At 59.4% G+C, this 20,830-nt stretch carries 19 protein-coding genes and 1 other annotated feature; of the genes, 18 read left to right on the top strand and 1 reads right to left on the bottom strand.

The annotated features are described in order from the left end of the window. Positions 1–389 precede the first annotated feature (389 nt). The 16 genes from RWM61_RS16925 (at position 390) to leuS (ending at position 17,756) form a co-directional block, all read left to right on the top strand. Positions 390–1,475 (top strand): ABC transporter substrate-binding protein, encoded by a 1,086-nt coding sequence (locus RWM61_RS16925; RefSeq protein WP_314002948.1) that lies wholly within the window; start codon positions 390–392, stop codon positions 1,473–1,475. 192 nt (positions 1,476–1,667) lie between these two features. Beyond that, positions 1,668–2,600: an ABC transporter permease gene (locus RWM61_RS16920; protein WP_314002946.1), complete on the top strand. Its 933-nt coding sequence runs from the start codon at positions 1,668–1,670 to the stop codon at positions 2,598–2,600. Continuing rightward, on the top strand, positions 2,593–3,387 hold the full coding sequence (locus RWM61_RS16915; protein ID WP_314002944.1) for an ABC transporter ATP-binding protein: 795 nt from the start codon (positions 2,593–2,595) through the stop codon (positions 3,385–3,387). Before RWM61_RS16920 ends, RWM61_RS16915 begins: the two co-directional genes overlap by 8 nt. Before the next feature lie 428 nt (positions 3,388–3,815). Beyond that, a complete protein-coding gene (locus RWM61_RS16910; protein ID WP_314002942.1) occupies positions 3,816–4,772 on the top strand; it encodes a MoxR family ATPase in 957 nt (318 codons plus the stop codon). Between the two features lie 2 nt (positions 4,773–4,774). Beyond that, positions 4,775–6,007 carry a DUF58 domain-containing protein gene (locus RWM61_RS16905; RefSeq protein ID WP_314002940.1) on the top strand — a complete coding sequence of 411 codons (1,233 nt, stop codon included), beginning with the start codon at positions 4,775–4,777 and terminating at the stop codon, positions 6,005–6,007. Then, positions 6,007–8,244: a transglutaminase domain-containing protein gene (locus RWM61_RS16900; RefSeq protein ID WP_314002938.1), complete on the top strand. Its 2,238-nt coding sequence runs from the start codon at positions 6,007–6,009 to the stop codon at positions 8,242–8,244. The genes RWM61_RS16905 and RWM61_RS16900 overlap by 1 nt, the downstream gene beginning before the upstream one ends. A gap of 165 nt (positions 8,245–8,409) precedes the next feature. Further along, positions 8,410–8,934 carry a YqeG family HAD IIIA-type phosphatase gene (locus tag RWM61_RS16895; RefSeq protein ID WP_314002936.1) on the top strand — a complete coding sequence of 175 codons (525 nt, stop codon included), beginning with the start codon at positions 8,410–8,412 and terminating at the stop codon, positions 8,932–8,934. Continuing rightward, a complete protein-coding gene (gene yqeH, locus RWM61_RS16890) occupies positions 8,931–10,058 on the top strand; it encodes a ribosome biogenesis GTPase YqeH (protein WP_314002935.1) in 1,128 nt (375 codons plus the stop codon). Before RWM61_RS16895 ends, yqeH begins: the two co-directional genes overlap by 4 nt. A gap of 28 nt (positions 10,059–10,086) precedes the next feature. Continuing rightward, positions 10,087–11,001, top strand: coding sequence for a shikimate dehydrogenase (locus RWM61_RS16885; RefSeq protein ID WP_314002933.1), 915 nt, complete (start codon positions 10,087–10,089; stop codon positions 10,999–11,001). Positions 11,002–11,023: 22 nt separating this feature from the next. Further along, a complete protein-coding gene (yhbY, locus tag RWM61_RS16880; RefSeq protein WP_314002931.1) occupies positions 11,024–11,314 on the top strand; it encodes a ribosome assembly RNA-binding protein YhbY in 291 nt (96 codons plus the stop codon). Positions 11,315–11,348: 34 nt separating this feature from the next. Further along, positions 11,349–11,939 (top strand): nicotinate-nucleotide adenylyltransferase, encoded by a 591-nt coding sequence (nadD, locus tag RWM61_RS16875; RefSeq protein ID WP_314002950.1) that lies wholly within the window; start codon positions 11,349–11,351, stop codon positions 11,937–11,939. Further along, entirely contained in the window at positions 11,929–12,510 is a 582-nt protein-coding gene (gene yqeK / locus RWM61_RS16870; protein WP_314002929.1) for a bis(5'-nucleosyl)-tetraphosphatase (symmetrical) YqeK, read from the top strand. Before nadD ends, yqeK begins: the two co-directional genes overlap by 11 nt. Then, positions 12,510–12,857, top strand: coding sequence for a ribosome silencing factor (gene rsfS, locus RWM61_RS16865; RefSeq protein WP_314002927.1), 348 nt, complete (start codon positions 12,510–12,512; stop codon positions 12,855–12,857). The genes yqeK and rsfS overlap by 1 nt, the downstream gene beginning before the upstream one ends. Further along, a complete protein-coding gene (locus tag RWM61_RS16860; RefSeq protein ID WP_314002925.1) occupies positions 12,854–13,765 on the top strand; it encodes a S1-like domain-containing RNA-binding protein in 912 nt (303 codons plus the stop codon). Before rsfS ends, RWM61_RS16860 begins: the two co-directional genes overlap by 4 nt. A gap of 227 nt (positions 13,766–13,992) precedes the next feature. After that, positions 13,993–14,766, top strand: coding sequence for a class I SAM-dependent methyltransferase (locus RWM61_RS16855; RefSeq protein WP_314002923.1), 774 nt, complete (start codon positions 13,993–13,995; stop codon positions 14,764–14,766). A gap of 168 nt (positions 14,767–14,934) precedes the next feature. Further along, positions 14,935–15,174 (top strand) — a binding site (T-box leader). A 134-nt stretch (positions 15,175–15,308) separates the two neighbouring features. Beyond that, the gene (leuS, locus tag RWM61_RS16850) at positions 15,309–17,756 is read left to right on the top strand and encodes a leucine--tRNA ligase (RefSeq protein WP_314002921.1); all 2,448 of its coding nucleotides are present in this window, start codon (positions 15,309–15,311) and stop codon (positions 17,754–17,756) included. 103 nt (positions 17,757–17,859) lie between these two features. Here leuS and comER read toward each other — a convergent pair whose 3' ends face one another. After that, positions 17,860–18,687, bottom strand: a complete 828-nt coding sequence (gene comER / locus RWM61_RS16845; RefSeq protein ID WP_314002919.1) for a late competence protein ComER — start codon at positions 18,685–18,687, stop codon at positions 17,860–17,862. A gap of 153 nt (positions 18,688–18,840) precedes the next feature. Between comER and RWM61_RS16840 the strand changes: the two genes are divergently transcribed. Both RWM61_RS16840 and RWM61_RS16835 read left to right on the top strand, forming a co-directional pair. Then, positions 18,841–19,332 (top strand): ComEA family DNA-binding protein, encoded by a 492-nt coding sequence (locus RWM61_RS16840; RefSeq protein WP_314002917.1) that lies wholly within the window; start codon positions 18,841–18,843, stop codon positions 19,330–19,332. Between the two features lie 223 nt (positions 19,333–19,555). After that, positions 19,556–20,080, top strand: coding sequence for a dCMP deaminase family protein (locus RWM61_RS16835; RefSeq protein WP_314002915.1), 525 nt, complete (start codon positions 19,556–19,558; stop codon positions 20,078–20,080). The last annotated feature ends 750 nt before the right edge of the window (positions 20,081–20,830 follow it).

Below are 20,830 nucleotides of genomic sequence, written 5' to 3'. Positions count from 1 at the left end.
TACAAGGGGAGTAAGAACATAAACCAGCTAACTTTACATTCGCATCCGGTTTTCAATGTGCAAACGCCCATACGGGTTTATACAAAGAGACTCCTTTCGCTGGAACCAAAGGAGTCTCTTTTTTGCATGCTCCCACATGTTCGACGTTCGCGTTCCAGACATGTATTTCGCATGGAGCCCGCCTTGCGGCGAGAATGGGAAAGGGCCGCCCCGTCGTGAGGGAACGGACGTCTTTACATATTAATCTATTTGACGAGATTATTAACCCAAATTAATATATAGTATATAGTATATGTAAAACATACGGCGCGGCATTGCTACTTGTTGCTTTAACGGATAAAAGCGTTAAACGGCTGCCGGTTGCGTCCACTTGAGAGGAGCAGTTAAACTTGAAAAAATTCACTTGGTTGGCGCTTGTGCTTACCGCCGTGCTGGTCATCGCGGGATGCGGCGCGGGCAAAGGCAATACCGGTTCCGGCGACGCGGCTGGCAACGGAAATGCCTCCGGCAACACTGACACCGAAAGCGGGGCCGGAAACTCCGGCAACACGGAGCAAAAGCAATACAAGATCGGAATATCCCAGATTGCGGAGCATCCCTCGCTTGACGCGACGCGCGAAGGCTTTTTGGCCGCTCTGAAGGATGCCGGGATCGAAGAAGGCAAGAATCTGAAAGTCGATTTTAACAATGCGCAGGGCGATCCTACGAACAACCTGTCCATCGCGCAGAAGCTGGCGGACGCCGACAACGATCTGATTCTGGCGATTGCGACGCCTTCCGCGATGGCGGTAGCCGAGCAGGAGCAGGAAACGCCGACGCTGTTCGCGGCGGTTACCGATCCTCTGGGAGCCAAGCTCGTCACGAATCTGGACAAGCCGGGCGCCAATATTTCCGGCGCTTCGGATACGAATCCGGAGGCGATCGTCAGGCTGATGGATTTCATCGCGGCGAACTTCCCGAAGGTCAAATCGGTCGGCTTGGTCATCAATGAAGGGGAGCCCAATGCCGTCGTGATGGCCGACAAAGCCGAAGAAGCGCTTAAAGCGAACGGCATTGAACTGGTCAGGGCCGCCGTTACTAATACCTCGGAAGTTCAGCAGGCGGCCGAGTCGCTGGTCGGCCGTGTGGATGCCTTATACATCACGCTTGATAACATGGTGGTAAGCGCGATCGACACCCTGATCGAAATCGCCAATGAGGAGAAGCTTCCGCTGTTCTCCAGCGACCGCGATACAGTAGAGCAGGGCGCCTTCGCAACGGTCGGATTCAAGTATTATGACCACGGCTATCAAGTCGGCCAGATGGCGGTTGAAATCTTGAAGAACGGCGCAAATCCGGGCGACATGAAAATCACCTTCCCCGATAAGCTGGATTTCATTTTGAATTTGAAGGCAGCGCAGGCAATGGGCATTGAAGTGACGGACGCAATGAAAAAAGAGGTTGTCGACCAGGAACAAAACCTGATCCAGCCTTAATCGCTTCTTGCAGGGGGTGAACGGCCTTTCGTTCACCCCTTTTTAACAGCACAACAAAGTCTAAGTTTTCGGGTTTCCGAAAACAGCTTTTTTCCCGCGATAAAACCTGTCTGTAAAAGCGGTCGTCATCATCGAGAGACCTCGATTGAGGGTTTTATCATTTTCGGGGGATTATTTGGGAGGTTTATTCATATGTTTAATGCGATTGTCGGATCGGTTGAGCTTGGGCTGCTGTATGCCATCATGGCTCTTGGCGTATACATTACGTATCGTATACTCGATTTTCCCGATCTGACCGTGGACGGCAGCTTTGTTACAGGCGGTGCGATTGCCGCCGTGATCATCACCGGGGGTTATTCCCCGTGGCTTGCGGGTTTTGCGGCGTTCGGCGGCGGGCTTGCCGCGGGCGTATGCACGGGATTGCTGCATACGAAAGGAAAAATTAACGGGCTGCTCTCCGGCATCCTGATGATGATCGCCCTGTATTCCATCAATTTGCGGATCATGGGCAAACCGAACCTGTCGCTTCGGGGCTTCGACGTACCGTTTTTCGATATTCCGTCCGATTGGCTGCGGATCGGCCTTATCGCGGCAGGCGTCATTTTGATCAAGCTGATGCTGGATGCTTTTCTGCGGACCGATCTTGGCTTGGCTTTGCGCGCCACTGGCGACAACGCGCGGATGATCCGGAGCTTCGGCGTCCACACGGATACGACCAAAATCGTCGGGGTCAGCCTGTCGAACGGGCTTGTCGCTTTGTCGGGCGCGTTGATTACGCAGTACCAGAACTTTGCGGACATCTCAAGCGGCATCGGGATGATCGTCATCGGTCTCGCTTCCGTCATTATCGGGGAGGCGGTTCTCGGTGCCCGCACCGTATTTTGGGCTACCCTGGCGGCAGTGGCCGGAGCGGTGGTGTACCGGATCGTCGTGGCGCTTGCGCTGCGGGCCGAGTGGTTCGAAGCTTCGGATTTGAAGGTCATAACCGCCGCGATCGTTATTCTGGCGCTCGTTATCCCTTCCGCCCAGCGTTCATGGAGACAAAAACAACTGGCGAAGAGACGTACCGCCCAGCTTGCGGCGCGGACTCCGCAGCAGCCGGCGGGAGGTGGCAAGCATGCTTGAGCTGAATCGGGTTTCCAAATTGTTTTTTCCGGGTACGGCGGATGAAAAAATCGCTTTGATCGATATCAACCTTACGCTGCAGCCCGGCGACTTCGTTACGGTTATCGGGAGCAACGGAGCGGGCAAGTCTACGCTGATGAACGTGATTTCAGGCGTGATGACGCCGGACGCCGGCGAGGTGCGCATAGACGGAGACGCCGTTCATCAGCTTCCCGAGTACCGCCGCAGCCGTTGGGTAGGGCGTGTCTTTCAGGACCCGATGGCCGGAACAGCCCCAAACATGACGATTGAAGAAAATCTGGCCATGGCCTATTCACGGGGCAAATTCCGGGGTTTGGGCTTCGGCGTTACGCGTGCCAGACGAGCTTTGTTTCAGGAGCAGCTAAGACGGCTGGGCCTGGGTCTTGAGAATCGTCCGAGGGCCAAGGTGGGCCAGCTGTCGGGCGGCGAGCGCCAGGCGCTAAGCCTGCTGATGGCCACCTTTACGAAGCCGCAGATTCTGCTGCTCGACGAGCATACCGCGGCACTCGACCCGGCGAGGGCGGAATTGATTACGCGCTTGACCGAAAGCATCGTGCGGGAGATGAAGCTGACGACGTTGATGGTGACCCACAATATGGAGCAGGCCATCCGTCTCGGCAGCCGCCTGATTATGATGGACAAGGGCCGGATCATCCTCGACGTGAATGAGCAAAGAAAGAAAGAGCTGACCGTCGAGCAGCTGCTTCGCGAGTTTGAGCAAATCAGCGGCCACAAAATGGCCGACGACCGCGTCGTATTCGGCTGACGTCGATTGAATTTCAATAAGCCTTCCCGGACATCGCCTTCTGTCGTGCAAACCGACTTCATGCGACTGAAATAAAACGGGGAATTTTTGCCGCCGGACGGATAGGGGAAGGTCGGAACGATTTCGGAGCGGAGGCATACGATATAAGCAGTCGCCTCTGTGAAAGGAGTTCCGACATGGATAAACCGCTTATGTTCATCCTTGTGCTTTTTGTGCTGCTTGTCGTGCTGCTGTTCGCCGTGCTGGCGCCATAGATTTTCAGGCCTGGAGGATCGCTGTGCGATCCTCCAATTTTTTTTAGCGGATAGACAATTGTACACGTCTCCGGCCTTCCTGTAAAATGGAAGTGTATTGCCGTTTGTCCGGAGGTATTCCGACCGGTGCCGGACCAGCGTCATGACACTTCTACGACCGGGAGGTTTTGAGCAATGGAAATACGCATCAACGATATGCAGATGATAGGCGCGATTCGACGAAATCTTGAAAGCTGCATTCTCGGGAAATCGGACGAAATCGAGCGGCTCCTCGCCGCGCTGCTCGCCGGCGGGCACGTATTGCTCGAAGACGTACCCGGCACAGGCAAGACACAGCTCGTCAAAGGGCTCGCCAAAGCGGTCGGCGGGCAATTTCGACGCATCCAGTGCAACCCCGACTTGTTGCCTACCGATATAACCGGCGTTTCCATCTATCACCCCAAGGAAGAAGCTTTTATTTTTCGTCCCGGCCCGATTATGGCCAATATTTTGCTGGCCGACGAGATTAATAGAGCGACGACAAAGACGCAGTCCGCGCTGCTCGAAGCGATGGAAGAGCGGCATGTGACGGTGGACGGGATCTCCCATCCGCTGCCGAAGCCTTTCATCCTGTTCGCGACACAGAACCCGATCGAATTCGAGGGCACCTACCTGCTTCCGGAGGCGCAGCTTGACCGTTTCATGATGAAGCTGACGCTCGGCTATCCGGACGGTGCGACCGAGAAACGGATGGTGCTGAACAGCCGCGCCGACCAGGCCTATGCGAGCGTGGAGCAAGTCGCGGAAATCGCCGATATCGCGCGCATCCAGGAACAGGTCCGGGCGGTTCACGTCGACGACGCGGTCGGCGATTATTTGGTCCGCATCATTCGTGCGACCCGCGAGCATCAAAGCGTACAGCTCGGGGCCAGCCCGCGCGCTTCCATCTCCCTGATGGCCGCGGCGAAAGCCCATGCCTATCTCAATGAGCGCGATTACGTCATTCCGGATGATATCAAGCTGCTGGCGGGTCATGTGCTTGCCCACCGCATCCTGCTTCATACGGACGCCCGTATGAACGGGATCACTTCCGAGGAAGTCGTGGACAGGCTGGTTCGGGAAATCTCGGTTCCGGTCCGGTTGGAGCGTTGAGGATGAATACAGCCAGAGTCATGCAGCTTCGTTGGCGGCTGACGGGTTTCGTATACATCAGCTGCTCGCTTTTTCTGCTGTTCCAGGGCGGTAAAACGTCCTTCATGCTGTTCGTTATTTTGAACGTTCTCATCGTGTATCTGGTAATGGGCAAGTGGAGCGGAATCGGCTTCGTAAAAGGGACGAGGCAGCTGTCCGGCACCGGCGGAGCAAACGACGGCGTTCTCGCTGCCGGTTCCCGTCTGGATGTCAAGATCGATCTGAAAATCCCCGGGTTCTGGCCTCTCCCCTATGTGCTTGTGCACGATCGGCTTGAACGGCGGGGAGCACAAAGCATGCAGTTCGAGGTGTCGTTTATTCCGGACATCCGAAGGCAAGGGCGTGTCGAATATTCGACACCCCCGCTTCAACGGGGACGCTACACCTACCTGGAAACCGAGTGCGTGACAAGAGATATATTCGGACTGTTCGAGCATACCGGACGCTTCGATTCCCCGTCGTCCTTCACCGTGCTTCCGCAGACGGTCCCGATTCGCGCGTGGAGCGAGCTGCAGCGCGGCTTGAAGGGCCCTTATTCGCATGCGGCATCCGCCCGTGCCGCGAAGGAAACGACGCAGATTAACGGGGTGAGGGAGTATTTGAACGGCGACAGGCTGTCCCGCGTCCATTGGAACGCCACGGCCAAAACCGGCGAATGGAAGTCCAAGGAATTCGAACGGGAATCCGTTCCCCGCACGGTCGTCGTGTTGGACCGGTGCGGCTCGGCTTACGCCAAGCCGGATCAGTTCGAGCTCGCGGTATCGGTAACGGCTTCGCTGCTCGAGCACGGACTTCGCCGGGAAACGGCGATGGGGCTCGTGTCTGTAGGCGCGACGGCTGACGGGTTTCAACCGCGGGCGACCGCGGAACAGCGCAAGCTGGTGCTGAATCATCTGGTCGACGTGGCCGCCGACGGTTCGGCCGGCTTGTACCGGTCGCTGCGGCAGGCGTCCGTCCTGCTTGCTCCGGGCTCGTTCGTCGTTCTGGTGACGCCGCATGTCGGCGAGGAGGTCGCAAGCGCCATGCAATGGCTTGAGAGAAAGGGCATGACGCCTTCGCTTATTCATTTGCCGGCAGGAGACGGAGCAGTCCCGGACGGCGGTTGGCACAAGCAGCTGCGCGCCCGGGGTTGGCAAACTTACAATGTGGGCCGTTTGCAGGACCTGCCGGGCGTTCTGGAAGGAGGCGCGAGCTGATGGGTGACAATCGCGGCAGCAGGCCGCTTAAGTACCTGGCCTCGAACTGGTACGGCAAGCTCGCCTTTCTGTTCTCCGCTGTATTGCTGTGGCAATGGTTCGATTCCCTGGAAAATTACTGGTGGCCACAGACTTTTGCGATCGTGCACGGCCTGCTGATCGCCGGCGTGGCGATCGAGTGGCTCGTTCCTGGACCTCGATGGATTCGGCTGGCGCTGCATGGTCTCGCCACATTGGCCATCACGATCAGGCAGAGCGGCTTTGTCTGGGTGGACACGCCCGACAAGCTTCGCCCTCTGCAGCCTTGGGGGGATTGGTTCGCAGCGCTCGTTTCTCCTTTGGATCCGTATATCTGGATCTCGTTTCCGGTGCTGCTGCTGTACTTGTTTGCCGGGTATTTCTGCCGGACAAGGTATCAGGTCATTTTCTTGGCCGGGGCAAGCGTGTTCTCACTGAGCATCCTCGATTCGTTCACCGAAATTTATTTTTGGGACGAGGTGGCGTGGAGCGTATTCGTTGCGCTTGCCTGGCTGGCGGCCGAGCATTTTCACCGGTTCCAGCAAAAGCACCCGGAGACGTGGAGCCATATGCTTCAATATCCGGTCAGCTTCGCCTTCCCGGTCGTGCTCGTCCTCGCGGTTGTGATGGCGTCCGGCCTGTTCGTGCCGAATATTCGGCCGATTCTCAAGGATCCTTATACAATCTGGATGGAATCGCGCGGACAATCCGTACCTTCCTTCGTCGGCGACAAGCTGGAAAGCGCGTCCGCCGGGCAGCCGGCGCGCGACAGCCGATCGGGCTACAGCCGCGATGACGGCCAGCTTGGCGGCGGCTTCCAGTTCGATTATTCCGAGGTGATGACCGTATCCACCAACCGCCGAAGCTATTGGCGCGGGGAGACAAAGTCGGTATATACCGGAACGGGCTGGGACGAAAGCGCCGCCGAGCGGAGGGAGCAGGCAATATCGGGTATCGCTCCCGAAATGGCTCTGCCTTCCGTGCTGGATGACATTGACGTTGAGACGGAGGAAGTGCGGCAGACGTTCACGATGATCCGGAAGGATCCGTATCCCGTTCTGTTCGGCGCGGCCACCATCCGCTCGGTCAGGGCGATCGGCGCAGCCGAAGCGGACAATGGATCCAGCGTTCCGCCCTCGCTCGCCTGGCTGCAGGAATCAGGTGAGCTGCGTTGGCCGCGGTCGGGACGCACGCCTTATCCGGAAGTCTATTCGGTCGTGTCGGAAGTGCCGGTGCTGGACGAAGCGAAGCTGCGGCAGTCGAAGCCCGTCACGGACGAAGCTTTGCTGGCGGCCTATACGCAGCTGCCCGATAGCGTTACACCGCGTGTAAGGGAGCTGGCTAAGAAACTGACGAGCGGGCAAACGACGGAATACGATAAGGTCAAAGCGATAGAAACCTATTTGCAGCAGAACTTTCCGTACACGAATACGCCCGATCTGAGCAAGAAAAAGAGCGTGGATTTCGTCGATTCCTTTCTGTTCGAAATCAAGGAAGGGTACTGCGATTACTACTCCACCGCAATGGCGGTGCTGACGCGCGCATCCGGCATTCCGACGCGTTGGGTGAAGGGCTTTGCGCCCGGTATTCTTCCCCTCGATACCTTTAACGGCGGCGGGATGCCGCAAGGGGCCGTCGACCCGAACGGGGGCGGCACGTATACGGTGCGCAATGCCGACGCCCACTCCTGGGTGGAGGTTTACTTCGACGGTTACGGCTGGATGCCGTTCGAGCCGACGGCGGGCTTCTCTTATCCGTACAGCGCGCCTGAAGAAGCGCCCGCCGCCGTGCCTGAGCAGGCTCCGGAAGCCGCGGAGCCGGCGCCCGCAGCGGCGGAAAAGGACGTTTTCTCGATTCCGCTCGGCTGGAGCATCGGGACGCTTGTCGCGCTGCTGGCGATAGCCGCTTACTTTACACGGAATGCGGCGGCCGGAATATGGCATAAGCTGCGTTTCGGCACACTGAGCGGCAACCAGCTTATCGTTCTGGAAACGGAGAAGCTGATCCGGTATTGCAGGAAGCGGGGGCTGGAGCGGTTCGAGCATGAGACGCTCCGCGAATCGGTCCACCGCTGGGCGGATGTCCGCCGCTCGCTGCGGGAAGATTTCATCCAGGTGCTGAACGTCTTCGAGCGGGCCAAGTACAGTTCGGCGCAAGCTTCCCCCGATGAGGCGGAGAGGCTTGCCGATAAAATCAAGACGATACGGGAACGGCTGTAGCCGATCCCGCTCACCGGGAAGCGGAGGGCTCAGGCCCCCGCTTCTTTGCATGGAAATCCCCGGTTATGGTATAGTTTTTCGTATAATGGAAAGAAATAACGCGCTTTTCGGCTTCGGGTTAAAGGTTAAGCGCATCCGAACGGAAAGCCGCCAAGGAGTTCAACCATGTTCAAACGGCTTATTCCGCATTTGGCGGTGCAATCGATATATGAGATCGACCTGGACGAGCTTAAGTCCCGTGGAGTCCGAGGCATCATTACAGACCTCGACAACACGCTTGTCGGTGCGCGCGATCCGATCGCCACGCCCGAGCTTGTCGCTTGGCTGGACCGCGTCCGCGACTTCGGCTTCGAGGTCGTCATCGTCTCGAACAACAACATGACCCGGGTGTCCGCTTTCGCCAAGCCGATCGGCATTCCGTTCATTCATGCGGCGCGCAAGCCGGCAAGCAGAGCGTTCCGCAAAGCGCTTGAGGTGCTCGGGCTGCCTGCGGACCGGACGGTCGTCATCGGCGACCAGATGCTGACGGATGTGCTCGGAGGCAAGCGAATGGGGCTGTATACGATTCTCGTTGTGCCGATTGCGCCGGCCGACGAAGGCGTCATGACGCGCGTCAATCGGATGATTGAACGGTTCGCGCTGGCGCAGCTTCGCAAAAAAGGATTATGGCCCGAGGAGGATCATCGGTGACGCACGACTATTCGACATCAGGGCTCGGCGACTGTGCCGGCTGCGGCATAGCGCTTCAGAGCGAAACGGCGGACAAGCCGGGCTTTGTGCCGCAATCGGCGGCTTCGAGGCAGCCGGCTGTTTGCCAACGCTGCTTCCGTATCAGGAACTATAACGACGCGTCCTCCGTGGCGGTCGACCAGAATGAATTCGTCAAGCTGCTGTCGGGGATCGGCGCGACCGAGAGCCTCGTCGTCCACATCGTCGACCTGTTCGACTTTGAAGGCAGCCTGATCTCCGGCCTGCAGCGGTTCGTGGGGGGCAATCCGGTGCTGCTGGTCGTCAACAAGACGGACCTGCTGCCGAAATCGACCAACCTGAACCGGCTCCGCAATTGGGTGCAGAAGCAAGCGAAAGCGCAGGGACTGCGCACCGTCGATGTTGTCCTGTGCAGCGCCATGCGCAACACGGGCTTCGACCGCGTCATCGATGCGATCCGGACATACCGGGAAGGACGCGACGTCTATGTCGTCGGAGCGACCAATGTCGGGAAATCGACGCTTATCAATCGTCTGATCCGTGATTACAGCGACCTGGACCGCGAGCTTACGGTATCCCGGTATCCCGGAACGACGCTGGATGCCGTACGGATTCCGCTCGACGACGGCAAGGCGATCATCGACACGCCCGGCATCGTGTACGCTTCCAGGATGACCGAGCTCGTACCGCGAAGCGTCCTGCATGCCTTGCTGCCGGAGAAGCCGTTGAAGCCGCTTGTTTATCAATTGGAAGAGGGACAGTCGCTGTTTTTCGGCGGCTTGGCCCGGTTTGATTTTGCGGAAGGCGCTCCCCAGTCGTTTACGCTTTATGTCGCGCCGGGCATGAAGGTGCACCGGACCAAGCTGGAACGGGCCGATGAGCTGTATGCCAAACACAAAGGCGATTTGCTCTCCCCGCCGACGAAGGCGGAGCTGGATGAAATTCCGGCCTGGACCCGGCATACGCTGCGCATTCCACCGGGCGGAAACAGCGATGTGTACATATCGGGGCTCGGCTGGATTCACGCCAACGGCGCCTCGGGAGCCCATACGGACGTATACGCGCCGAAGGGCGTGAAAGTGCTGGTGCGTGAAGCGCTGATCTGACGAACCGTGCCGGAGAGGAGAGAATCGGATGGGAGCAGAGGCAAACGGACTGAAGGCAGGAAACGCGGTGGACAGCCGCACGGTGTTGTATTGCGTGATCGGCGACCCGATCCACCATTCCAAATCGCCGCTGATGTTGAACCGGGCGTTCCGCGAAACGGGCGAGAACGGCATCTACACCGCGTTTCACATAACCGGAGACAGGCTGGGGGCTTTTATTCAGGGCGTGCGTGCGATGGGGATACGCGGTGTCAACGTTACGATTCCCCACAAGGTGGAGATCATGAGCCATCTGGATGAAATCGACGCCAGCGCGCGGGCGCTCGGCGCCGTCAATACGATCGTGAACGATAACGGCCGGTTAATCGGCTATAATACGGACGGCATCGGTTATGTCCGTTCGCTCAAGGAAGAGGCGGCCGCCGATTTGGCCGGCAAGCGGATCGTGCTGCTCGGCGCGGGCGGCGCCGCCCGCGGGATCGTCTACGCGCTCGCGGCGGAACGGCCGGCTACCATCACGATCGTCAACCGCACGATCGACCGGGCGGAAGAGCTGGCCGCATCGGTATCGGGCCATACCGGCCTCAAGGACGTGCGCGCCGTCGGCGCATTCGGCCTGGAGATGGCTTGCCGCCAGGCGGATGTCGTCATTAATACGACATCGATCGGCATGTCTCCGCAGACCGAAGGGCTGCCGATGGACATCAACGTGAGCTGGCTTAAGACGGAGGCGGTGGCGAGCGAGATTATTTACAACCCGTTGAAGACACGGTTTCTGCGGGAAGCCGAAGCGGCCGGACGCCGCGTCCACGGCGGTCTCGGGATGTTTATCTATCAAGGCGCGTACGCCTTCGAGTATTGGACAGGCAAGCCCGCGCCCGTCCCCGCCATGCGGGAGACGGTGCTCGAGGCGCTGGGTTATACATCGCAGGCGATTACTTAACGAAAGAAGGAATAGGAGCACGATGTTGACGGGAAAACAGAAACGGCATTTGCGTTCGCTCGCCCATCATTTGACGCCGGTATTTCAGGTGGGCAAAGGCGGCACGAACGATCATCTCGTCCGCCATATCGAAGATGTGCTGGAAAAGCGGGAGCTGATCAAAGTGTCCGTTCTGAACAATAACGCGGACGATCCGAAGAAGATCGGCGAGGAGCTTGCGGCGAACGCGGGCGCCGAGCTTGTCCAGGTCATCGGCAAAACGATCGTGCTGTACAAGGAATCGAAGGATTACAAAACCATCGAGCTGCCTTAAGGCGCAGTCATGGCGGGAGGAGAAGTTGCAAGCTATGATTCAGGTCGGCATAATGGGCGGCACGTTCGATCCGATTCATATCGGACATATGGTTGCCGCGGAGACGGCAAGGGAAGCCGCGGGGTTGGACGAGGTGTGGTTCATTCCTTCCGCTGTGCCCCCGCTGAAGAATAGAGAGCCGTCGGCAAGCGGCGAGCAGCGTCTGGAGATGGTTTACCGCGCCGTTGATTTTCAGCCCTATTTTCGTGCGATGGACATCGAGCTGGAGCGGGGAGGCGTCTCCTATTCGATCGATACGGTCAAGGAGCTTCAGGAATTATATCCCGGCCGGGCGTTTACTTACATCGTGGGCGCCGACCGGCTGTACGATTTGAACGGCTGGCACCGGGTGGAACAGCTGGCAGAGCTCGTGTCTTTCATCGGGCTGGAGCGGCCGGGGCATTCGGTCGATACCGCGTCGCTGCCGTCTTTTATAAGCGATAAGCTGCGGATCGTGCGGATGCCCCAGCTCGACATTTCGTCCACCGACATACGCGGCCGCCGGACTGCCGGGCGCTCGATCCGTTTTCTGGTGCCGGATAAAGTGTATTCTTTTATTATAAGGAACCATTTGTATGAAGCGTGAGGCGATTATCGAGGCGGTGCGCGCGCAAATGCCGGAAAAGCGCTGGAGCCATACGCTGGGCGTCGCGCAAACCTCGGTCGAACTGGCGCGCCGGTTCGGCGCCGATCCGGTCAAGGCGGATCTGGCCGCCATTCTGCACGACGTGGCGAAATACTGGCCGGTCGACAGAATGGAAGAAGTATTGCGGGGCGAGGGACTGGAGCTGGCGGACGACTTGCTCGATTACGACAAGGAGCTCTGGCACGCGCCGGTGGGCGCTTTGGTCGCCGCGCGCGATTACGGAGTCACGGACGGGGAAGTGTTGAGCGCGATCCGGTTTCATACCTCCGGCCGGGAGAATATGTCTCTGCTCGACAAGGTGGTTTGTTTGGCCGATTACATGGAGCCCGGCCGCCAATTTCCCGGAGTGGATAAGATTCGGGAATTAGCAGAGCATAGTCTTGAACGCGCGCTGCTCGCCGGATTCGATTCGACGATCGCCTTTCTGCTCGAGAAGGGCAAGCGGATTTATCCGCTCACGGTGGCGGCGCGCAACGATCTGATCGTACGTCTTAATAGGGAGGCAGACTGATGGCGATACAACCGGAGAAACTGGTGCAAACCGTAGTGGAAGCGGCCGAGGAGAAAAAGGCGCTACGCATCGTGGCGCTTAACCTGGCCAACATTTCCCTTGTGGCCGACTATTTCGTCATTTGCCACGGCAACTCCGACACGCAGGTGCTGGCGATCACCGGCGAGATCAAGAAACGCGCCGAGGAGCAAGGTGCGCGCGTGCGGGGGATCGAGGGAACGGATGCGGCGCGCTGGGTGCTGGTCGACCTGGGCGATGTGGTCGTCCACGTTTTTCACCGCGATGAACGGGATTATTACAGCCTGGAGCGTCTGTGGTCCGACGCGAAGGTCGTGGAATTCGCATGAGCTTGGCAGCGGGAACGATCGTCAAGCTGCAAACGGCGCGCGAGGTGCCGCCGAACGGTTTTTTCCTGACCGACGGCACGCAGGACGTGCTGCTGCATTACAGCGAGATCATCGGGGAGCGCCCCGAGCCGGGCGATGAGGTTGAAGCGTTCCTCTTCTATGACACGGAGGATCGGCTGGCTGCGACGATGCGACGGCCGGCGTTGACGCTCGGCGGGCTCGCGCGTCTTCAGGTGGCGGACATCCATCCGCGCATGGGCTGCTTTCTCGAGATGGGGCTGGGCCGCCAGCTGCTGCTGCCGAACGCCGAGCTGCCGGAAGAGCGTGAATTCCGGCCGCGTGTGGGCGACGAGGTGTTCGTGCGGATGGCGCACGACAAGATCGGCCGGTTGGTGGCCAAGCTTGGGACGGAGGACGATCTTGCCCCGCTCGTATTCTCCGCGCCCGCGGCCTGGCACAATAACCGCGTGTCGGGATGGGTAACGAAAACGCTCAAGATGGGCTCATTCGTATTGCTGGACGGCGGCGTCACCGGCTTCGGCGTCTACGGCATGATTCCGGCGGCGGAACGCTCGCGGACGCTGCGCCTTGGCGAGCGGGTCGAAGCCCGAGTCACGTTCATCCGGGAAGACGGGCGCGTCAACCTGTCGATGTATGAGCGCAAGGAGGTCGGCCGGGTGGAGGATGCCTACCGGGTGCTCGATTTTCTGCGGGAGCGGCCGAACGGAGCGATGCCTTACTCGGATGAAACGCCGGCCGACATTATCAAGCAGAAGTTCGGAATCAGCAAGTCGGCGTTCAAGCGCGCGCTCGGCAAGCTGATGCGCGACGGATTGGTCGTGCAGAAGGGGAGCTGGACCCACCTTGCCGGCGGGGGCAGCCGCCCCGATTCGGGAGACGGAAGCTAGGCCGGTTCGCGGGCGACCGCGGCCGGCCTTTTTTGGAGAAAGACAGACTAATTGGTTATAGGCGTTGCCGGCCAGTGGGTGACGAAACTTATTTTGGCCAGAAAATTGAACTTGAACGACCACTTAAGCGGCAGCTGTTGATGCGAGCGGACCAGTCGTTGCGGTCCGGTCATCGGAACAAGCTATTGAGCTTTACAATGCTTTTGGGGGAGTAGTTTGGAGGCTTTATGAAAGCATACAGGCAATTTGCGTCGGTATACGACAGGCTGATGGAGGATATGCCCTACGGGGAATGGCTGCGCTTCGCGCGGCAATGCTGGGAGCGGTACGGCATGCCGGGCACGGTCGTCGACCTCGGCTGCGGCACCGGCAGCGTGACCATTCCGCTCGCGCGCTCGGGCTTTCGCGTGTTCGGCATCGATCTGTCAGCGGACATGCTGACGGTGGCGCGAGCCAAGTGGGAGGATACGCCGCAGCAGGCGATCCGCTCGGGTGAAGGCTCGATCCGCTGGCTGCAGCAGGATATGCGCGATTGGGGGCTGCCGGAGCAGGCGGATGCGGTCGTATCCTTCTGCGACTGCCTTAATTATCTGCTTGAGGAAGCGGACGTGGAGGCGGCTTTCCGCTCGACGTTCGCGGGCTTGAAGCCCGGCGGCGTCTTCCTGTTCGACGTGCATGCGCCGAGACAGCTGCACCGTTACGCGGAAGAGCAGCCGTTCACGCTCGATGACCGGGATGTGGCGTACATCTGGACTTGTGATTTCGATCCGCAGCGACATGAGATCGAGCATCACCTGACGATATTTGCACGGGAGGGTACGGAGCGCGACGCGCGTTACGTCCGATTCGAGGAGGTGCACCAGCAGCGCGCATACGAGCAGGCGTGGATTCGCGGCGCCCTGCAGCGTGCGGGCTTTTCCAAGGTGGAGGTTTACGCCGATTTTGAATGGAAAGCACCGATCGAGCAGTCGGAGCGGCTGTTTTTTGTGGCGGTGAAGTAGAACGGGACGGAGTGGTCCGGGATACGGCCGCAAGTCGGATTTATCGTGTTGCAAGCCGGATCTGTCGACCGGCAGCAGGAGCCGCGCCTTTACAGACAGAGCCGCATTTTTTCCGATTGACTTCCTCCCGTGCTATCCCCTATAATCGAAATAACATTTTTCAACAGTAAGCAGGCAGTGAAGAGGAGCAGTAGTTCCGATGCGCGAAAAGCAGAGAGTCGGCGGATGGTGCGAGCCGAAGCGCGGCAGGGAATGAACTCGCCTCGGAGCCGCAGGTATGAGCCGCCAAGCAAGCGCGGTTAGTCCTGCCGTTTGGCCCGCGTTACGGGCGTCAAGAGTGAGCGGAGGCAAAGCATGCCTGCCGCTAACTAGGGTGGTACCACGGGAGCTGCGCCTCTCGTCCCTAGCCATGTGCTGGGGGCGGGGGGTTTTTTGTTGCAACAAAATTTTCGGGGACCCCAAAAGTAATCGGAATCAACGCCGGAGGACTGCGTCACTTTTGGGGATAACTCACGCAAGGAAACAAGGAGGCATTTAAAGCGATGAGTCAGGAGCAGAATCAGCAGGGCTACAACCCGCTCGTCATCGAGCCGAAATGGCAGAAATACTGGGACGAGCATAAAACGTTCAAAACGACCGAGGAGAAGGGCAAGCCGAAATTTTATGCGCTCGACATGTTCCCGTATCCGTCCGGCGCCGGGCTGCATGTGGGACATCCGGAAGGTTATACGGCGACGGACATCGTGTCCCGATACAAAAGAATGCAGGGATTCAACGTTCTCCATCCGATGGGCTGGGACGCGTTCGGCCTTCCGGCGGAGCAGCATGCGCTCAACACCGGGGAGCACCCGCGGGAGTTCACGATCCTCAACATCGACAACTTCCGCAGGCAAATCAAGTCGCTCGGCTTCTCGTACGATTGGGACCGCGAAATCAGCACGACCGATCCCGATTACTACAAGTGGACGCAATGGATTTTCATTCAATTGTATAAAAAGGGGCTCGCCTACGTCGCGGAGGTGCCGGTCAACTGGTGCGAGGCGCTCGGAACGGTGCTGGCCAACGAAGAGGTGATCGACGGCAAAAGCGAGCGCGGCGGCCATCCCGTCGTCCGCAGGCCGATGCGCCAATGGGTGCTGAAAATTACCGAATACGCCGAGCGCCTGCTCGAGGATCTGGAGGAGCTCGATTGGTCGGAGAGCATCAAGGATATGCAGCGCAACTGGATCGGCAAATCGAAGGGCGCGGAAGTGACGTTCGCGATCGACGGCGTACCCGACGCATCGCTCGTCGTTTTCACGACACGGCCCGACACGCTGTTCGGCGCGACCTACTGCGTACTGGCGCCGGAGCACGAACTCGTGGAGCGCATCACGACCGACGTCCGGCGGTCCGCGGTTGAAGCCTATCGGGAAACGGCCGCGCGCAAGAGCGATCTGGAGCGGACCGACCTGGCGAAGGATAAAACGGGCGTGTTCACAGGCGCCTATGCGGTCAACCCGGTGAACGGAGCCAAGGTGCCGATATGGATCGCCGATTATGTACTGGCCGGCTACGGGACGGGCGCGATTATGGCGGTTCCGGGACACGATCAGCGGGACTGGGAATTTGCCAAGCAATTCGACTTGCCGATCGTGGAAGTCGTGAAGGGCGGAGACTTGTCCAAGGAGGCGTATGCCGGGGACGGTCCGCACGTCAACTCGGGCCCGATCGACGGCCTGAACAACCAGGAAGCCATCGCCCGCATGATCGAATGGCTCGAGCGGGAAGGCAAGGGCCAAGGCAAGGTCACCTACCGTCTGCGCGACTGGCTGTTCAGCCGCCAGCGTTATTGGGGCGAGCCGATACCGATCCTTCATCTCGAAGACGGTACAATGAAGCCGGTACCGGAATCGGAGCTGCCGCTGCTGCTGCCGGAGGTCGACGAGTTCAGGCCCTCCGGGACGGGGGAGTCGCCGCTTGCCAACGCAACGGACTGGGTGAACACGGTCGATCCCGAGACGGGGATGAAAGCCCGCCGCGAGACGAATACGATGCCGCAATGGGCGGGCAGCTGCTGGTACTATCTGCGCTTCATCGATCCGCATAACGACAAGGAAATCTGTTCGCCGGAGAAGCAGAAGGAATGGCTGCCTGTCGATCTGTACATCGGCGGCGCCGAGCATGCGGTGCTTCACCTGCTGTACGCCCGCTTCTGGCACAAGGTGCTGTACGACCTGGGCGTCGTCGCGACGAAGGAGCCGTTCCACAAGCTGGTCAACCAGGGGATGATCCTCGGCACCAACAACGAGAAAATGAGCAAATCCCGCGGCAACGTCATCAATCCCGACGAGATCGTCGGCGTATACGGCGCGGACACGCTGCGCATGTACGAGATGTTTATGGGACCGCTGGAAGCGACGAAGCCGTGGAATACGAACGGCGTGGAAGGCACGTTCCGTTTTCTGGGCCGGGTATGGCGGTTGTTCGTCAATGAGGACGGCTCGCTGAACGTGAAAATTACGGACGGCGACGGCTCCGACACGTTCAAGCGGACGTGGCACCGTACCGTCAAAAAGGTGACGGAGGACTACGAGAACCTCCGTTTCAATACGGCGATCAGCCAGCTGATGATTTTCGTCAACGAAGCGTACAAGGCCGAGACACTCCCGCGCAAAGCGATGGCCGATTTCCTGCAGATGCTCTCCCCGACGGCGCCGCATATCGCCGAGGAGCTGTGGAGCCGGCTCGGGGCAGGCTCGGGCGGAACCATCACTTACGAGCCTTGGCCGGTTTATGAAGAAGCATGGACGGTCGATCAAGAGGTCGAAATCGTCGTGCAGGTGAACGGCAAAATTGTCGACCGGATCTCGATCGCCGCCGATACGGACGAAGCCGACATGGAGCGCCTCGCCAAGGAAAGCGAGAAGGTCCGGGAAGCGATGGCGGGCAAGACGGTGCGCAAGGTCATCGCCGTCAAGGGCAAGCTGGTCAACATTGTCGCCAATTGATCGGCGGCGACGGCCGACGATGAACGGCTACAACGGAAGGCGGACGGTCGACAGGCGCAAACGGCAAGCGCCAGGGGCAAACGGCAAGCGACGGCGCCCGTCGTCACCTTTTTACGGTGAACGATTGGTCCACTTTCTCGAGATCCTCCTGGAACTTGGCGTGCGTCGTGCGAATGACCCGGCGAAAAACGTCGTCGAGCTCGACGCGCAGAAGCTTCAGCGCTGCGTCCGTGATGCCTCCGGGTACCGCCACGCGCTGCTGCAGATCCTCCGTCGTCATGCCGCCCTCGGTTAGCAGCAGGCCGGTGCCGAGCAGCATGTTGGCGGCAAGCCGGGAGGCGTTGTCGCGGTCGATGCCCGTTTCGTCGGCCGCCGCCTCGATGAACTGCTGCAGCAAGAACGCCATGAACGCCGGGCCGCAGCTCGACAGATCGGATACGACGCGCGTGTAGCGTTCCTCGATGCGGAGCGGCGAGCTGATGTGGGACATCAAATCCTCGATGGTGTGCATGTCTGCCGGCTCGATCCGGGTCCCGTAGATGCACAGGGAGGCTCCGCTCCAAACACGATTCGTAATACTGGGAATGACCTTGGCGACTTTGCAAGGCAGCCATTCCTCAAGATGGGCCAGAAGCACTGGACTCGTGATCGAAATGATCACTTGCTCCGGCTGCAAGCTGGCCCTTATTTCGTCTATGACGGTTTTGAATTCAAGCGGCTTGATGCACAGGAAGATCAAGCCGCAGCCGGCGGCTGCCTCCGTATTGGAGCGGACGGCTTGCATACCGGGATAGCGGGCGGCCAGCCGCTCGGCCTTGGCGTATGTGCGGTTGGTAATGATCATTTGTTCCGGCGAGAGCGCCCCGGAGTCGGCCAACGCTTCGACCAGCGTACTGCCCATACTGCCTGTTCCGATAAAACCGATATTCACCGGTATCCCTCCTATGTGAAACGAAAAATAACGCTGCTCTAACCAGCCTATGCGCGGCCGCTCGTCTTGCATACCGCTTATGTCGGTGCGCGGGCGCGGTTTTTCATCAAGGGATTGTACGATAACGGGCGTGCAAGAAAGGAGAATGCGATTATGATGCGCAATGCGGTCAACCGGTGGCTGCTGACCGGGGGATTGACGGTGATCGGCGCGGCTCTGTTGTGGAATGCTCTCGGCGATTCGCGGGCGCCGGCGGTGCCGGATGGCTGGACGGCCGTCAATGAGCGGCTGGAGTCCGCGTTGGAGTCGGCCGATGATGCCGCGGAGGAGCCCGCGGCCGCCGGTGCGGCGAAAGCGGAGCAGAGATCCGAAGGGACCGCCGAAGCGGGGGAGGAGTCGACGGACATGCGGGCCGAAGCGGCGGTCGAACCGGATCCGGGACTGCTTGATTTGAACCGCGCCACCGCCGAGGAGCTTGACTTTCTGCCCGGCATCGGACCGGCGAAGGCAAGAGCGATGGTAGAGGACCGCAACCGAAACGGGCCGTTCCGGTCGGTTGACGATTTGATGCGGGTGAAGGGAATCGGTCCGAAGCTGCTGGACAAGCTGCGGAAGCTCGTGACCGTCGGCGCGGCGGCTCCGTAACGTTGAAGGTCACTGTGATCGGGGGATGTTGCGTGTTGTAGACGGACGGATGGCTTTTGTGCGAGAATGGAAGAGATTGCAGGCGGGGCAAAAGGTTTTCGCACGCCGTCAAGCTTTTCCGGACCAGGCGTTGAAAGCAAGCCGGCAATCATATATAGTGCATAGTAAGTGAGAAGACGGTCGGGTCTCGAGGCCGCCGTACATAAGAAAGGAAGTAAGGGACATGGAAAGCGGGCAGGCGGTACGCAAGGACTGGGATACTTATTTCATGGACATCGCATATATGGTCTCGACCCGTTCGCTTTGTTCGCGGCGGCATGTCGGGGCTGTGCTGGTTCAGGGAAAAAAGCTGCTCGGCACCGCCTACAACGGCGCGCCGATGGGCGTGCCCGATTGTTCGGAAGCGGGGTGTATGATTGCCGAGCAGTTCGAGGTGGAGATCGTCGACGGGAAGGAGCAGATGGTGAAAAAGGAGCGCTGCATCCGCACGATTCACGCGGAGCAGAACCTGCTGCTGTTCACCGACCGCATCGACCGCGAGGGCTCGTCGGTCTATGTGACCGACCAGCCTTGCTGGACCTGCGCGAACATGCTCGCCAACAGCGGCGTCCGCGAGATCGTCTATCACCGGGCGTACCGCAAAGACAGCGATAAGGTGACCAGGCTGATGCAGCAGAAAGGCATCGCATTTCGGAGGCTGACGGACTATGTTCCACCTGGGCAGGCCTTCGCCGCGGCGGAAGCCTAGTCCGGAACGGAAGCATATGCAATGCCATAGTAATAAAGCGGGAGGAAGAACCTCTCCGTGCGGATGGGACGCACGGAGAGGTTCTTTGCGTTTTAGCGTGTGTGGGGGAGCGGGGAATTGGCGGGCTCGAGGCGTTGAGAGCGGGGATTTCGGCGCCCGATAGGGGAATTGGGGCTAGAATGAGGCGAATGGTCGAGAAGGTGGCGATCGTGCGGGAGGTTCGGGGTGCTAGCGGCATGCGGTGCCGTTAGCGGAGCGCATTTGTGTGTTTGGCCTGCGTTAGCGGCACGCCGTGCCTTTAATTCGACTCAGGCGGGCGATCGTGCGGGAGGTTCGGGGTGCTAGCGGCATGCGGTGCCGTTAGCGAAGCGCATTTGTGCGTTTGGCCTGCGTTAGCGGCACGCCGTGCCTTTAATTCGACTCAGGCGGGCGATCGTGCGGGAGGTTCGGGGTGCTAGCGGCATGCGGTGCCGTTAGCGAAGCGCATTTGTGCGTTTGGCCTACGTTAGCGGCACGCCGTGCCTTTAATTCGACGCAATCGGGCGATCGAACGGGAAGTTCGGGGTGCCGGCTTTCCGAGCTTAGAGAGAATGTGGCGGGCTTGAGCGGTGAGGGCGGTGATTTTGGTGCTCGGTACGAGTGCGGGCGTTGGGAGAAGGACTTGGGAGTCCGCTCATTAGCTGTGTATGGGGGGGATCGGCGATGTTCAGGCGACCGTTGGTGGCCTTTACGATTTGTTGGGTCGCGGGC

Origin of the sequence: uncultured Paenibacillus sp. (assembly GCF_963515335.1) — a bacterium.
In the GTDB taxonomy this organism is placed as follows: domain Bacteria; phylum Bacillota; class Bacilli; order Paenibacillales; family Paenibacillaceae; genus Paenibacillus_I.
The sequence above is the reverse complement of the archived record's forward strand: the minus strand, read 5'-3'. Positions and strand labels throughout refer to the sequence as shown.